At 59.2% G+C, this 15,233-nt stretch carries 14 protein-coding genes; 3 read left to right on the top strand and 11 right to left on the bottom strand.

The window, feature by feature from the left end; genetic code table 11:
• Positions 1–212 precede the first annotated feature (212 nt).
• The 3 genes from ACS1BR_RS00760 (at position 213) to ACS1BR_RS00750 (ending at position 2,838) form a co-directional block, all read left to right on the top strand.
• Entirely contained in the window at positions 213–1,625 is a 1,413-nt protein-coding gene (locus ACS1BR_RS00760) for a tyrosine-protein kinase domain-containing protein (protein WP_463559501.1), read from the top strand.
• A gap of 77 nt (positions 1,626–1,702) precedes the next feature.
• The gene (locus tag ACS1BR_RS00755; RefSeq protein WP_463559500.1) at positions 1,703–2,545 is read left to right on the top strand and encodes a nucleotidyltransferase family protein; all 843 of its coding nucleotides are present in this window, start codon (positions 1,703–1,705) and stop codon (positions 2,543–2,545) included.
• A complete protein-coding gene (locus ACS1BR_RS00750) occupies positions 2,542–2,838 on the top strand; it encodes a PqqD family protein (protein ID WP_463559499.1) in 297 nt (98 codons plus the stop codon). The genes ACS1BR_RS00755 and ACS1BR_RS00750 overlap by 4 nt, the downstream gene beginning before the upstream one ends.
• Here the strand turns inward: ACS1BR_RS00750 and ACS1BR_RS00745 are convergent.
• From ACS1BR_RS00745 to ACS1BR_RS00695, 11 genes are all read right to left on the bottom strand, one after another.
• Positions 2,835–3,968 (bottom strand): glycosyltransferase, encoded by a 1,134-nt coding sequence (locus ACS1BR_RS00745; protein ID WP_463559498.1) that lies wholly within the window; start codon positions 3,966–3,968, stop codon positions 2,835–2,837. The genes ACS1BR_RS00750 and ACS1BR_RS00745 overlap by 4 nt on opposite strands.
• A 1-nt stretch (position 3,969) precedes the next feature.
• Positions 3,970–4,914, bottom strand: a complete 945-nt coding sequence (locus ACS1BR_RS00740; RefSeq protein ID WP_463559497.1) for a glycosyltransferase family 2 protein — start codon at positions 4,912–4,914, stop codon at positions 3,970–3,972.
• 75 nt (positions 4,915–4,989) lie between these two features.
• A complete protein-coding gene (locus ACS1BR_RS00735) occupies positions 4,990–6,054 on the bottom strand; it encodes a glycosyltransferase family 4 protein (RefSeq protein WP_463559496.1) in 1,065 nt (354 codons plus the stop codon).
• Positions 6,047–6,949: a glycosyltransferase family 2 protein gene (locus tag ACS1BR_RS00730; RefSeq protein ID WP_463559495.1), complete on the bottom strand. Its 903-nt coding sequence runs from the start codon at positions 6,947–6,949 to the stop codon at positions 6,047–6,049. Before ACS1BR_RS00730 ends, ACS1BR_RS00735 begins: the two co-directional genes overlap by 8 nt.
• 5 nt (positions 6,950–6,954) lie before the next feature.
• Positions 6,955–8,184, bottom strand: coding sequence for an O-antigen ligase family protein (locus ACS1BR_RS00725; RefSeq protein WP_463559492.1), 1,230 nt, complete (start codon positions 8,182–8,184; stop codon positions 6,955–6,957).
• 2 nt (positions 8,185–8,186) lie between these two features.
• Positions 8,187–9,305: a glycosyltransferase gene (locus ACS1BR_RS00720; protein ID WP_463559491.1), complete on the bottom strand. Its 1,119-nt coding sequence runs from the start codon at positions 9,303–9,305 to the stop codon at positions 8,187–8,189.
• Positions 9,296–11,539, bottom strand: a complete 2,244-nt coding sequence (locus ACS1BR_RS00715; protein WP_463559490.1) for an N-acetylneuraminate synthase family protein — start codon at positions 11,537–11,539, stop codon at positions 9,296–9,298. Before ACS1BR_RS00715 ends, ACS1BR_RS00720 begins: the two co-directional genes overlap by 10 nt.
• On the bottom strand, positions 11,529–12,257 hold the full coding sequence (locus ACS1BR_RS00710; RefSeq protein ID WP_463559489.1) for an acylneuraminate cytidylyltransferase family protein: 729 nt from the start codon (positions 12,255–12,257) through the stop codon (positions 11,529–11,531). Before ACS1BR_RS00710 ends, ACS1BR_RS00715 begins: the two co-directional genes overlap by 11 nt.
• Positions 12,257–13,312 (bottom strand): RNA-binding protein, encoded by a 1,056-nt coding sequence (locus tag ACS1BR_RS00705; RefSeq protein WP_463559488.1) that lies wholly within the window; start codon positions 13,310–13,312, stop codon positions 12,257–12,259. Before ACS1BR_RS00705 ends, ACS1BR_RS00710 begins: the two co-directional genes overlap by 1 nt.
• A complete protein-coding gene (locus ACS1BR_RS00700; protein WP_463559487.1) occupies positions 13,303–14,313 on the bottom strand; it encodes a CgeB family protein in 1,011 nt (336 codons plus the stop codon). Before ACS1BR_RS00700 ends, ACS1BR_RS00705 begins: the two co-directional genes overlap by 10 nt.
• Positions 14,310–15,230 carry a glycosyltransferase family 2 protein gene (locus ACS1BR_RS00695; RefSeq protein WP_463559486.1) on the bottom strand — a complete coding sequence of 307 codons (921 nt, stop codon included), beginning with the start codon at positions 15,228–15,230 and terminating at the stop codon, positions 14,310–14,312. Before ACS1BR_RS00695 ends, ACS1BR_RS00700 begins: the two co-directional genes overlap by 4 nt.
• Positions 15,231–15,233 lie beyond the last annotated feature (3 nt).

Genomic DNA, 15,233 nt, shown 5'->3' with positions numbered 1-15,233 from the left:
TTCGGCAGGTCCCGCCCACGGCTCACCCCGGCCCGTCGCCGCTGAGGCCGGACGGAAACGGTGTCTGCCCTAAAGAATAATTTCTGTGATATAAAGCTACCTCTTTTTAGGGGACAAGCCGCCTCCTTTCCTCCAAGGGGAGATGCTAGACTTGCAGAGACTCATTTATTCGCACGATTTTTCACACTATTTAGGTTTGGGGTTTATCCGCTATGACAATCCTTGATTTTGTGCGCCTGGTTCGAGTTAATCTGAAATACCTCGTGATTGGCGTGTTCGTTGGTGCGCTCCTGGGATTTGGCTATTCCATGCTCCAACCTAAAATTTATTCTTCCTCATCCACCGGCTACGTGACCGTGGGTGATTCCACCGGTATCGGTGATGTTATCTCCGGCAGCACCGCCGCCAAAGACAAGGCCTCATCCTACCTGGCCCTGGTCTCCTCCGGCCCCGTAGCCGAAGAAATCCTGGCATCTCACCCCGAACTCGGCATGAGTAAGGGCGCTATCCAGGGCAACCTCTCCGCCGCTCTAGAGGGGGACTCCGCACTGATCCGGGTCACCGCATCCGCTGACTCCCCCGAGCATGCCCAGACCCTGGCCAACAGTTCACTTGAGGCAACCGCCAAGGTGGTCAACGACCTTGAGGGGTCAACCACCGTGCGGGTGGTTCCGCTGGATAACGCCACCCTTCCCGGCTCCCCCTCCAGCCCCAACTTTATTCAAAACACCGCTCTTGGTGCCGGTGCCGGCCTGGTGATGGTCTTTGCCATTATTTTCCTCCGTAACCAGCTCGACATTCGGGTACGCACTCGCGACGACGTCGTCAAAGCCACCGATGCGGGGGTGCTGGGTACCCTACCCGAAACCGAGAAGCTCAACGAACAGAACCTTCTCACCAGTAGCGACGATCACGTTTCGCAGGAGGCCATTCGCCAGATCCGAACCAACCTGCGTTTTGTGAATATTGACAATCCGCCCAGGTCTCTCATCGTGACCTCTTCCGAGCCGGGTGAGGGTAAATCGACGGTATCGACCTCGATTGCCCGTTCCCTGGCCGATTCGGGGCAGCCTACCATTATCATCGATGCCGATCTGCGGCGCCCGTCGATTGCCAAAAAATTCAAGATCGACTCCAAGGTTGGTCTCACCCAGGTGCTGGTGGGTCAGGTGGAGCTCTCTGACGCGGTACGCCAGTACGAGGACACCCAGCTCTTTATTCTTCCCGCCGGCAGGATTCCGCCCAACCCCTCGGAACTGCTGGGCTCGGATAAGATGCGTCAGCTGATCAAAGAGCTCTCTCAGGAGTTTATGGTGATCATTGATGTGCCGCCGCTGCTGCCGGTCACCGATGCATCTCTGCTGTCGACCGCGGTGGACGGCGTGGTGGTGGTTGCGGCCGTGGGCGCCACCCGCAAGGAGCATTTGGCTGAGGCGAAGAATGTGTTGGACAAGGTTGACGCCAATATTTTGGGCACGGTTATTAACCGCACCCCGCTCAAGGGCTTGGGCACCTCCTACTACGGTTTTGGTTACGCGGGTACCGCTATGTACTCCAGCTACTACGGGGTAGACGGCGCACAGGAGAGCTCCTCCGATCGGCCCCGGCGCAGGGACAAAAAATAGAAAGATCGCAGGCCAATAGTGCGGGGGGCTTCCGCACTATTCTTGCACCAGAAGGCGCACATGAAAGGGGGCGGACGGTGACGGTGGCTGATCCGGTGCTCAACGAGATACCGCTGAAGGCTCGTATACACCTCTCTCACGCCTATTTTCAGCGGGTAGCTCTCCTCAACGCGGTGGATCTTCTCCATATCAAGGGCTACGCCTTCGGTGAAGACACCTACCGGAAAGATCGTGCCAGTACGGATGTCGACCTGCTGGTACGCCCCGCGCACGTTCATCGGCTGATGGCCCTGCTCGACCAGGACGGCTGGCAGGTGCTCACCCATTTTGAAACCGGATCAATTTTTGAGCACGCGGCTACCGTTTATCATCCCAGCTGGGGGCTGGCCGATATTCACCGCTACTTTCCGGGGGTCGGTTTCGCCGATCCCACCCGCGCTTTTGAGCAGCTGTGGGGGCAGCGGCGGACCAAGGATATTTCTTCTTTCCCCTGCCAGGTTCCTTCCCTGCTTGACTCTCGCCTGCTGGTGATCGTACACGGTGCTCGTGCCCGGTCTAGCCGGGAGGTCGCCCATCTGGAGTCCGTGCTGGGGGCTGCCGAGTGGGGCCAGTTGCGGGCCCGGGCAGAAGAACTTGATGCGGTGCTCGCTTTTGATACGGCCCTGGGCAGGGTCGAGCAGCACCGGGGGGCGCCTCACTATCTGCTGTGGAAGGTGATGTCTCAGGATTCGCCCTTCTATCTGCAGTGGCTAGCACGGATGCAGCGGGCACACGGTTTCAGGGCGAAGGCTCGTTTGCTCACCAATATTTTTTCGGTCAATGAGGACCATTTGGCCATGTCCCTAGGACACGCACCCACCGGTGCCGAGAAACGCAGAAAATTTTTTGCCCGCTTCTATTCGCTGGGTGGGTCCCGATGAGCACGGTGGCTTTTGTGCACTCACCCGACAGCGCATACGTGTACGATGCCGATCTGGGTAACCCCAACTCCACAAAGATCTATGTTGCCCACCTGGAACGCTCGGAGATCCTATGTTTTGACGGGACGGCGGGGATTATGTGGGACCTGCTGCGGGAGCCCCGCACCGTGGATACCCTGATCGACCTGGCCGCCGGTATTTTTGAGGTTTCACCGGAAGCCATTTCCCAGGACATCACCGTTTTCGTGTCTTCTCTGCTGGACATGCAGCTGATCCGGCGGGTGCTCCTCTAGAGCAGGTCCATGGAGGCTTTGACCTGCTGAATAAATCGGGCCTCGGAAAATTTGGCCGCGTGCTCCTCGATAGCCTTAGCGTCCCAGTCTTGCTCTTGAAAGTTATAGACCGCCGTGCGTATAGCCGCCGCCGTTGGTGCCTCAATAAAGTGGCCGTTGATTGCGGGGTTAATGGTATCGAGGTAGCCGCCGGCTTTCAGGGCGATCGTGGGCTTACCGAAGGCCCCGACCTCAAGCGGTGTCAGCCCAAAATCTTCGTGTGATACCGCCAGGAGAGCCCTGCAGTGGGCGTAAGCGTAGCGCAGCTCCTCATCGGAAATGTCAGAGACAAAACGGATATTATTCCCGGCGGCAGCGCGCAGTTCATCCACCATGGGGCCGGCCCCCACCACCAGCAGCTTGTGATCAAGACCGGCAAAAGCCTCGATCACCCTGTCAACATTTTTATAGGGCAGCAGACGGGAGACCACCAAGAAATAGTCGGAGTCTGCCATGAACTCTTGAAGACCGGCAATCGGTTGCTGTGCGCTGTTTTCCGGTATGGAGTAGGGGGGGAAAATGATGTCTGTTGTCCTACCGTAGACGCTGGCGATCCGCTGCTGAATAACGGTCGAATTGGCAATATAGCGGTTCGCCCTGCCGGCTGCCCGCTGGTCCCAGCGGATGAGGGCCGGCAGCATGGCTTTGAGCGCCACGGAAACAGCCGGGCTACTGTTCTCCCCCAGGTACTGGTCTTTCAGGTAGAGCCAGCGGGCCGGTGAGTGACAGTAGACCAGGCTTCTTCCGGAGAACCGGAACCCGTGGGCCCAACCGCTTGAGGAGACAATCGTTTTTTCTGCCGGTACCCGAAGCAGGCTTGAGGCAAGCGGTAGCAGGGGTAGCGCTGCGCGGTGGTTTTCGCGAAAAAACCGTATTTTATTAAGCGGTGAAACCACAATGTTGGCGTCGCGAAACTCCGGGTAGGTCCTCTCAGCATTGTAGAGACCGGTATAGATGGTTGCCTGCGGGTAGGCCCGGTGCAGGGCCAGAACCACCCTCTCAGCCCCGCCCCTCTGGGTGAGGTAGTCGTGGGCTATCGCAACCGGTGCCAGCTGCTCGGAATGGGTTTTTTTAACACCGTTAAAAAGCATCTTAGAAAACTTTCTGGGCACGCCGCGGGTAGCGGATACCGGCGTATGACGACGATTCAACCAGCAGAGAGACGAGTTTCTCTGCCATGCCTCGGGGCAGACGGTCCGCAATACTGTCAATGGCGGACCCCGCCGGGGTAATGGTTTTCTCATGCGCCCCCGCGGCAACCAGCCTCACCGCCAGCCCCCACAGGCCCGCCGGCCGGGGGTCCGGCAGCGAACCACCACCGTGTTTGTTGACGAAAAGAGCCCGGGCAGCACCCGAGTGCAGGGCCCGCACCGCCCGGGAAGCGGTGGTGGTTGCGGCCAGGTAGTGGTTGGTTTCTAGCCGGGGATCAATCACGATCTTCGCGCCGGAACGGTAGATTCTGTACCCCATATCCACGTCCTCCCAGCCGTAGAGGCGAAAACGCTCATCGTAGCCGCCCAGACGCTCATAAAGGGTTGCGGGCATCGAGACATTGCCGGCCCAAAAATACCAGGAAAAATCAGAGTCGGCCCGGTAGGCATCTTCTTTAAAGCGGGTGTTCCGGTATTCACCGTAGGCCCGGGCATAGGGGGTGGGCGGAAAAATATTGTGATAGATACCGATCACTCCCACTTCTTCTTCACCCCTGTGGTGTTCCAGATGCCCGGCAACAAAATCTTCCCCCGGCGCCAGGTCGTCGTCACAGCGGATGAGCACGGCGGCAGAGGCAGCCCGGTGGCCGGCGTTAAGCGCCCTGGTACGCCCGCGGTTTTCGGCAAAGACCACGGTCTCAAGGTTGAGTTTTCCGCGTTTTTTGTAGGATTCTACGACCGCCTCGGTGCCGTCGATATCACCGTCGATAACGACGATAACTTGAAAGTCTTTCTCGCTCTGTTTCTCCAGGGCATCCAGCGGATAATGGAGTTTTGCCGCACCGCCTCTGGTGGGGATGATAACTGCTGCCTGATAGTCAACCATTCTCTTACTCTCAAACTGTACAACGGGGGCGGTTTACCGACGGGGCCGGCGCGGGATCGGTCTGAACCGGTCGGTTCACGGCGCCTCCCCTGCACCGGTGCTTGCGAGTTCCCGCAGCAGTGCGCTGACCCTTGCCTGGCCGGCTTCGGGGGAGAACAGCTCCTGCCACCGCCAATAAGCAGAAAGTAGGATCTGTCCCAGAGCGTCGTCACCCTCGGTGATTTTCTGCCCCAGCTGCCGGATCTTCTCCGCTAAATCTGCCGGGTCACCGGCGGCTGCAACCCAGGGGTGGGTGCTCCCTGCCACCTCACTGAGAGCCCCGGCATCGGTGATGAGCAGAGGGACTCGCGCAGACATTGCCTCGGCCACCACCAGCCCAAAGGTTTCAGCGATTGTTGAGGGGACCACCAGCATATCGATACGCCGTAAAAATTCTGCCGGCTCCACCCATCCCGTGAACTCGACCGCGTCCCCCAGCGGATCCAGTTGCCGCTGCACCCGCTGCCGGTCCGCACTGTCAACGAATTTTGGTTCACCACCAATCAGCAGACGGTAGTCTTCACCGGCTTGACGCAGCCCTAGCACGGCCTGCGCCAGAATATCCGTGCCCTTGATATGCGAGGGGCGGCCCAAAAAACCGACGGTCAGAGAACCTGTCGGTGCCCTCCGCGACAGGGGCATATCGACCGGGTCCACCCAGTTATAGAAGGCCCGTGAGCCGGGCACCCTGGCCGCGGCGTAGTCGCTGGGTAGCAGGGTGACACAAGCTCCTTTCCTGGCCGGTTTCAGCAGGGCCCTCTGCGGGGTGGTTCGGGGTAACTGGTGCAGGTGAACCACACGGTGGCCGTGACCGGATGTCGCTACCGCAGGCAGTAGACCGTTGCACCAGAGAACCCCCTGCCGCTGCCTGTCCCAGGCCCTGAGCTGTCCCATATACTGTGCGCGACTCTGAGCGGGTAGCGCCAGGGTGTCAAAGCCCTCGTCAGCGGCGGCTTCACAGACTTCGCCGGGCTGGGCCGGACCCAGCACGGTCACCGTGTAGCCTGCCCTCCTCATAGCGCGGGCGAGGTTGAGGAGCATGACTTCGCCACCGCCCATATCACCGTTGTTACTGGCTATCGTTATCGTGGGCTTAGTCACCGGCTATTCCTTTGCGAGCGATGTTCTTGGTTTTACCGGAGTATTGCAGGGACCCGGCCACCCGCCCCAGGGCTGCCACCGAAGCACCCAGCTGCTGGCGGGATACCCGGCGGGTACGCATCAGATCTGTGACAATCCTCCCGCTCCCCCGGGCCCAGTCTACGAGAGTGGACCCCGGCGAATAGGTTCGTGAATCGTATCCGGGATAGCGGCGTGCCATGAGCACCCTTCCGCGGCCCAGATGAAACTTTTTACGCACAGATGCCCGGTCGCCACTCACCGTAAAGTGCACCACCGCACTCGGAATATAGGCAAGCTCCACACCCCGGGCTTGGGCATGCCAAGAGAACTCAACATCCTCAAAACCGTAGCGGGGTAGCGACTCGTCGTAGCCACCAATCCTCAGAAAGGTTTCCCTTTCAAGGGCACAGTTACAGTTGGCGACATGCATGAGGTAGGGGGTGGCAAAGAGCCCGCTCCCCCAACCGGGAGGCATAAGACTCTCCCGCGAAGGAATAATCTTTCCACCGGCGAGCATATTCCCGTGCACGGCCCGCGCAAAAGCGGCAACCCAGCCGGAGTCTACGCGGTCGTCAGCATCGCAAAAAGCGATTACCCGGCCGCGGGCATGGCCCACCCCCACATTCCGCGCATAGGGTATAGAAGCACGCCGGTTTGCCGCCACCAGCCGAACACTGTGGGGCAGACGCGAGGCGGCCCCAATCCACTGTTCAACCGTCTGCCGCGTTGAATCGGTTGACCCGTTATCGACAACGATCACCTCAAAGGGCGGTGCACCACTCTGGGTGTTGAGGGCTTCTAGCTGGCCCAGAATGGTCTGCGCACCGTTACGTACACAGACAATAACCGAAACCTCGTAGCTGGAATCAACCATGAGCCCTACTTCACCTTGGCGGGTATCAGTTCTTGGTCGAGCCCCCGCCCGGGGCCCACCCTACCCCTGTTCTCCGGCAGCTCGGTCAGCCACACCCTCAACCCGTAGCCCATACAGATACCCCAGTAGAGGGTGAACAGAACCTCGCCCAGACGCAGAGAACAAATGAGCAGGGCAATACCCAAGCCCTGGGCGATCAGCTGCTGACGGGTCCAGCCTTTACGGTCAGAGAACGGCCGCACCAGCACAAACACCGTTACAGCAACCAGGAAAACAGCCCAGGGCCAGCCCCCCTCCACAAAAGCAGACCAGTAAGAATTATGGAAGAAGAAGTTGAGGGAATCGGCCAGCTGCACGTAGGCTTCACCGAGGCCCTGCCCAAAAAATCCGGTCTCCTGCACTCGCGCCCAGGAGGCATCGTCAATCCGCTGTCGCAGTTCATCAGACCCAACACGGTTGGCAAACTCCCCCACCTGAGAATAGTCCTCGGAGAGCACTCTCACCACCAGGTAAAGCAGGTAGGCCAGCACAAACCTACCCAGCACCGGCAGCCTGGGAGCTATCAGAATCCACAGCAAGGCCATGGCAAAAGCGGCTAGAGAAGTGCGCGAACCGGTCAGCCACAGTGCCCCGGAAAACAGCAGAAAAACCACCGCTTTAGAGGATCGCCGGTTCACCAGAGAGATCATCAAAATCCCAAAGAGGCAGTAGACCAAACCGGCCACGTTCTTATCCCCCACCAAACCGGTGAGATAGCCGCCGTAGTTATCGGGCACTAGCCCCGCATAGAAGAGCGGTATATTGACCACGATCGCGGTAGCGTAACCGTAGATTGCCGAGCGCAGATGAATTTGCCCGGAGGCCAGAATAAAAATGAGCACCGTCGTCAGCACCAGGCGGAGAAGCCGCCGTTTCCAGTCACTGGCGTCTTCGGTGGGGTCGGCCAGAAAAGAAACCAGGGCAATATAGCTGAGCATGATCATAAACAGACCCATGAGACCGCCCAGCGGCTTAAGGTCATAGACCGGTTTTCTGGTGAGCCCGTATAGGCAAATAATGATCAAAATAATCTGGTTGGTCGGCAGACCAATACCGATATCCATGCCCAGAATAAGGCCGGCAAAAAGCAGAAAATCGGGTATGCGGATCTGCGAGCTCTGGTCTCTGAGCACGTTTTTTGCCTCGTCGTAGTAGTCGGCGAGTCTCTTTGCATCGGCGTGTTTTTCAGCAACCATAGCTACCTCATCCCTCTCCCGTAGCAGGCAACAATTTCTCTCACCATATGTTCAACCGAAGGGATCGGCTTCCCCGGGGCAACAGGCTGCTCCCACAGTTGCACTATCCGCCGGGCAACGTCACGGGCGCCGGCTTTCCCGGCAGCCGCGGCCACCAGCTCCCGGTCCGCCACGATCTCGCGGTTACCCCCCACATCGGTTGCCACCACCCGCAGCGGCACAGCCTTAGCATCGAGCAGCGTATAGGACAGGTTCTCCCAGAGGGAGAGCTGCACCACAAAATCATTTCTGCCCATCGCCTCAAGCGGATCAACGAATCCGGGAAAAGAGACCGAATCGTCCAGTCCCAGCCCCGCAGCCTGCTCCCGGAGCTCCCTCAGCAGGGGACCTGAACCGGCAAGTTCCAGGTGCGCCTGCGGGTAGGTCTCCCGTACCCTGGCAAAGGCTTCAAGCAAGAGCGGCAGCCCCTTCTCTGGGGCCAGACGGGAGAGGGACAGAATCCGGGGGCCACCGTGAGCGGGTACCCGGTCACGGTGCACGAGGCTGGCTATCCGCTGACTATCAACACCGTTACGAATAATTTCAACCCGCCGGGCACCCCACTTCTTACGCATTTGCTCGGCGGTGGAGGCCGACACCGCTATAGCGCGATCGGTCACCCGCAACCGCAGTCGATGGAGTAGCTTCCGCCCCCGCGCTTTCAGCTCCGATCCGTGGTAGATGCCGCTCACACCGGCAATACCGTGTTCGGTACTGGCCAGCAGGGGAAGGTGCACCCCGGGGTTCAGGCGGTGACCCACCCGCAAGGCTGTCACCACGGCCGCCGCCACGGTATCGGCGTAGGCAAGGTGACTGTGCACCACTACCGGGCGCAGTTCAGAGATCACCCTTTTGAGGGTGGAAAAAGAGGCGGCAAACCCGGCTTCGGTACCGAAATCGGCGGTCAGCACCCTGGCGAGGGAGCCAAGCCGGCGCGAGAGCTCTCCCTCGGGCAGTAGAATAGCCAGACGAAAACCGGGCAAACCGGCAGCGGCAACATCGTATACGTGCCTGGCTACCCCGCCGAACTCGGCAACCGGCACCACCCAGAGGGCCAGCGGCAGCTGTGAATCTACAGCCATTTTTCTAGCCGATCGAGCGCGGTAAAGAAGCCCTCACCGTTATTAATGTGCCCCTGCCAAATTTCGGGAATAAAGGAGGTACCGGGGCTGAGCCGGCGTAGCTGTTTGCCCAGGGCCGCCCAGTCGATATCCCCCTCGCCTATCTGCACTCCTTCGCCGTCAACGCCCACACCGTCGACCAGGTGCAGGTGGATTGAGCGGGGCGCCAACACCTCCACCGCTTCGGAGAGCGGAATCTGCAAGAAGTTGGCGGCAAGTACGGTATGGGATACGTCAAGGCACAGGCGGGTCTCAAAGGTGTCGGAGAAATCGGCGGTGTCGTGGGGGTCAAGGAAAAGGTTGTGGTACTGTTGCCCGCCCATCAGCCAGGGGTAGGGTGGCAGGGTTTGGGCCGCCAGCCTCACCCCGGAAGAATCCAGCTTGCCCAACGCCTCACCGATACGCTCATATTTATCGGCGCGGGCGGCGGGGCTGATATGTCCGTCTTCGGTGAAACCACCCATGGTCACCACCATGACCGGGTCGTCGTCCAGGGTGAAGTAGCGGGTGAGATCGCGGGTAATATCAATGGTCCGCTGCACCTCGGCGATGGAGCGCTCCCACACCCGGGGATCGTCGGAGGCAAGGTCAACCAAAAAATCACCGGCAAACAGGTCGGGCAGATGGGTGGTGAAACCCATGGGCAGCTTTTTCTCAAAAACCTCATCAATGTTTATTTCAAGGTCTTTATACGAAAAATGGAACTCCAAAAAATCGGGGTGGGACTCCTCGATCAGCGGCTCGTAGTCGTGGTAGCGCACGGGTAGACCCCAGGGGCGGTCAAAGGCGAAATTCCGGCGGGTTACCGCACTGTCTTTAAGGTCCCCCTCAAAAAAGAAACCGCCCTCTTCAATCTCTCGCCGCATAGTACGGCCCAGCAGCTGCGGCAGGTAGTTGGGTTGAAGCCCCCTGCCCGGAGACTTAACCGCAACATCTGACTCGCGCACCGTCTCACCGGCGGCTATGGTGCGGGTGGCCACCAGCGATTTTGCCAGGTTCACCCGGTTCATCATCTCACCGGTGGACACCCGGCGGGGAGCTGCCGAACCGATAGCTTCTTCCACCTCCCGGATCTGGGTAACCATGGACCTGAACTCGTCGGGCAGAAGAGACACCGTATGGTCGTTGCCCTCCAGTGTTTTATCGACGGTAAAATGCTTTTCGATAATCTTGGCCTCCCGGGCAACCGCGGCGAGAGGCACATGGTAACCGCGCTCGTGCCCCGAGTAACCCACCGGGCATGAACCGATCTCAGCTAGCCTATCCATATAGGCAAGATTCACGTCTTTAAAGGGCGCGGGATAGGTTGACTGGCACTGCAAAAGAGCATACGAAGCCCCCCGATTCTGGAGCAGTTTCACCGACTCCCGAATTTCTTCCTCGCGGCTCATACCGGTCGACACCAGCATGGGTAGTCCGCGGGAGGCAACATCGCGCAGCAACTCGTGATTGGTGAGGTCGGCAGAAGCAATTTTCATACCCGCAATACCGTAGTCAACCAGCGCCTGCACCGAGGGCGAATCCCAGGGCGTGCACAAAATATCCATATCGTGCTGCTTAACGTGGTCAAAAACCTCATACATACGCTCCACCGTGAAAGAGAAACGCGACAGCAAATCGAGGGTGTACTGCACCCCCAGGTCTTCCCCGGCAGAGACAGCACCCTTCTGCCGGTAGAGGGCCTCCATATCTCTGAGCTGGAACTTGACGGCATCGGCCCCCGCCTCAACCGCCAGGTCAACCAGCCTCTTGGCCAGGTCAACATCGCCCTGGTGGTTGTTGCCAATCTCGGCGATAATAAAAGCGGGCTTATCCTCGGCAATTTCGTGCCTGCCAATACGCAAAACGTCCTGCTGGTTCATGGCAATAGCGATCAGGTGCCCGCGTTCATCAACCAGCGGAAGATGCGAAATGCCCCGGGCAAACTCCCCGCTCAACTCGTCAGCCGCGGTCCCCACGGGAAAGCTACGCACCTGCCTGTTGGCCACCTCGATGGTTGCGGTGTCCAGGGAAGCCGCGGGGTGCGCCAGTAGCCAGCGCCGAAAGTCACCGTCGGAGAGTGACCCCTGCAGGATTCCCGACTCGTTAACCACAAAGATAATGCGCTGCCCGTTTGCCGTGATCTTCTGGAGGGCGTTCAGCACCGGGTCCTCAGAAAAAACCACGTAGGAAACGATATTCCGTTCAATGATCATGGGGGTATTCGCTTTCCTTCTTCAAAACTTCTTGGAGCTGATGCTCAGCAACCGAAAAATCGATCATGGCGTCTATATCGACCCCCTCCAGTTCGCTGAGTATAAAGAGCTCTATTTTTCCGGCAAGCCGGTTGTGGTAGCGCTCGTATATCTCTGTTGCCGTGATGTATACGGAGCCGTTTTCGCGGTAACGGTAGGTTTCTCGGGTCAGTTCCTGCCGCCGCGGCCGCGCATCCACCTCGTACTGGGCGGTGGGGGGATCTGTAGCCGCCCAGATAAAGGGGCCGATGGGAACAACACCCACCAGAGAATCCGCATCTGAGCCGGCAAACTGTCGAACAGCCCGGGCCAGGGTGCCGGGTAATCTCACCGGGCTGGTTGCCTGCAAAAGCATGACCGCCTGCGGTCTCCTCCCGACCCCGCTCATGAACTCAATGGCGTGCTCGATAACCGGCTCGGTCGCGGCGGTGTCTTCCGCGAGGTGCGCGGGCCGAATAAAGGGTACCTCGGCACCGTAGGTACGGGCGGTTTCTGCGAGATCCGGGTCATCGGTGGAGACCAGGACGTCGAGCACGTGCTCCGGCGCCAGTTCTTTTTTGGCTTCCAGTGCCCGACCGATGGTCCAGGCAACAAGCGGTTTTCCGGCAATGGGTCTGAGGTTCTTGCGGGGTATTCCTTTGGAACCACCGCGAACCGGAATAACGCACAGAATGCGCACTATGTCTCCAGGTGTGTTGCAATAACGTGGGCAATACGTTGGGCAGGTTCAATCTCGGGTTGAGCCGGTGCCAAAGTGGGGTCACTTCCCCACCGACTCATTCCGTATCGGTCCCAGAACTCAACCAACCATGCGGGCGGGTTGGGGTGGTAAGCCCATGCCGGTAGTCCGCGGATTGCAGCTTCTAGCACACCGGTGGAGAAGATAGACACAACGGGGTTGTTTATCTGGTTCAACGGTGTACCGCTACGATCGATCCTTATACCCTTTTTGGCCCACAAGCTGTGGGTCATAGTAGATAGTTTATCCTTTTCTGCAGGGTGGGGACGATATATGGCAGAGTGATTTTTACTGAATTGATATGATGCACGAGCAAAACTGATACGCGACAGTTCAGCCCCGTGCATTTGCCCTAAAAATATCGGTGTTTTTTCAATACTGTGCGGTTTTAAACCGGCCCGCTGCTGGGCCCGGTAGAAAATCTGTGACCCGACCGTTTCGTATTCGATATCGGTACGGTGAGATATCCAGAACGCGGCATCCTGCTCGCTAAAGGCAAAGAGTCGGGACCCCCGGGGTAGAGGGGGCACAAAGGGGGTGTTGAGTCCGTGCTGCACCAGGTTGTAGTCCCAGCCCCGGGTCTGCGCCTGCCGGTAGGCCCAATCACCTACCGGAAGATAGTTGCCCGTGGAGATAACCTGCCCCACCCCGTGCAAATGAGCCGGCACGCGGTCGTCTCCCGCGAACTCAGCCACCAGTCCATACCCCTGTTCGACCAAACAATCCCGGTGCTCAGCGGGGGCGAGAACAGCAACCGGTAGCCCCGCGGCGGCAAGATAGTCCCCCGGAACCAGTAGGGCCTGCCGCTGGGTGGGGGTCATCGCCTCAAGAGCAACCAGAACCCGGGGACTCCTTCGATCTTTGGACACCAGCACCAACCGCTGCACCGGACGCCGGGCGCCCGGTAGCACACGGTTTTTAAGGTAGCGGGGAAGATTCTGCCGCTGAGCCCAGGCCCGCCAGTCGTCAAGGTTATCGGGAAATTTTAGGCCCATAGCCGGTCCATTTTCTGCGCCCGGTGAAAGAAGGTGTGCTCGGCTAGACTGCGTTTTCTGCCGGCCTCCCGTATCGCCGTGCTCCAGCGCGCATCAGCAATAATCTTCCGGCACAGATCCACCAGCTCCTCCACCGACCGGTAGAGGAGAACTTCACTCCCCACCTCGTAGAATTCCTCGACATCGGGACGATCAATCAGCTGTAGCCCGCTCATCCCCGGCACTTCAAAGGTACGCATGGCAAGGCCCGCCTGTAAGCCGTGGATATTCAGGGCCCCGGCCGCTGCGGCCTGCACCCGGTAGGCATCGGTCAGGGAAATATCCCTCTCCGCGGGCAAATCCGGGCGACTCCACTCCCAGGTGCGCAACCTGTCATAGGGGTGGTGGGACCAGCCGCGCCCGTAGACCCGCACCGGCACCCCGGCATCTTTGAGCCGGATCATCATATCCACCCGGTTATCGTAGCGGGAACCCACAAAAACGATCTCCTGTGTGCGCGTAGCGGGAAGACTAGCAAGTTTGGGGTCGTAGCCGTTGGGAATAAAATGGGCGTTAGCGCCGCGCTGAGAAAGCTGCTCCGCCTCGCTGCGTGCGTAGCTGAGTACCGCGGGAACCTCCCTCAGGAAGGCATCGGTGTAGCGGTGCCGCTTGAGATCGTCATAGAGCCAGAGCATATAGGGGATGGACATCTCTCGAACACGCTCCCAGAAACTCTCCCCCAGGGTATCTGCCTTAATCACGATAAGACGGTCAGGTTTGACCTCCTCCAGCACCGAGATAGCTTTACCGGTGGCGCGTTTCTCTGCTGCACGCCCACAGTCTAATCCAATTTTTGCGGGGAGCTCGTGGAGGGCCTTGTTACGGACCTTGGAGGCAAAATCGTCAAAAGCGTCGTAGCGGTGAACCACCACGCTGTAGCCCAGCATCCGGAACCCGTCCGCTATCGAGTAGCAGTAGCCGTGAAAAGCCGGACTAATAATCAAAAGTTTTCGGTTTTTCATTCCCGCCCCTTCTTCTCTGCCCGCTCAATGAGAGAAAGTTCAGTTTCTTTGGTTGCCGCGGCATCAACCTGCCGGTTGCGCAAAGCCCGCACCCTGTTGAAGGCGTAATTGACGTGGGTGGCCGCTCTGAGCCACGGGGCGAGCCGGCCCATTTCTTTCCATTTGCGGGCGTAGATAAAGCGGGAGTCAAGCACCCACTGCCGCCTCTGCAAACCGGCCCCCGAGGAGGCCCCGCCGGCATGTTCAACGGTGAGTGCACCGGCAAAAACCCGCGCAACACCGAGGTCGCGGAGCCGACGTTGCAGGTCGACCTCTTCGCTGTTCATAAAGAAACGCTCGTCCATACCGCCCGCACGCTGAAACGTTTCGCGGCGCACCACCATGCAGGCCCCCATCACCCAGTCCACCCGGCGGGTTACCCCGCTCACGCAGCGGGTGTCGTGCCCCACCAGGGTGTGCCAGAGCCGGGTGTGTCGTATTCGGGCCAGCGGAGTGAGCCACTCCCACACCAGGTGGAAGGTGGTGGGAAATTTTCTTCCCACGTACTGGCTGGTGCCGTCGTGGCCCACGACCTGCGGGCTGAAGAGCACGTCGCCCAGAGCCTCTGCCCGGCGTACTGTTTTCTGCACAAAATCCGGTTCTATACTCACATCCGAATTGAGAATAAAAAGCCACTCTCCGCGCGCCAGGGCTGCGGCGCTATTGACGTTTGCCCCGAATCCGCCGTTTTCGCTCCGCCGGACGACCCTGACACCCTCGACGGCGGGAAAAGGCTGCGGTGAGCAGTCATCAGAAACAATGATCTCAACCGCCGCAGGGCCCTCGGTCTCGGGTGCCGGGTTTTGCGATTTGAGCTGGTCAACAAGAGCCATTGTGTCTGTTGGGTCCCCGTAAAAAGGGATAAGAACAGAAACCAAAAC

Source organism: Rothia sp. 18CD1-1, from assembly GCF_055285355.1.
The sequence above is the reverse complement of the archived record's forward strand: the minus strand, read 5'-3'. Positions and strand labels throughout refer to the sequence as shown.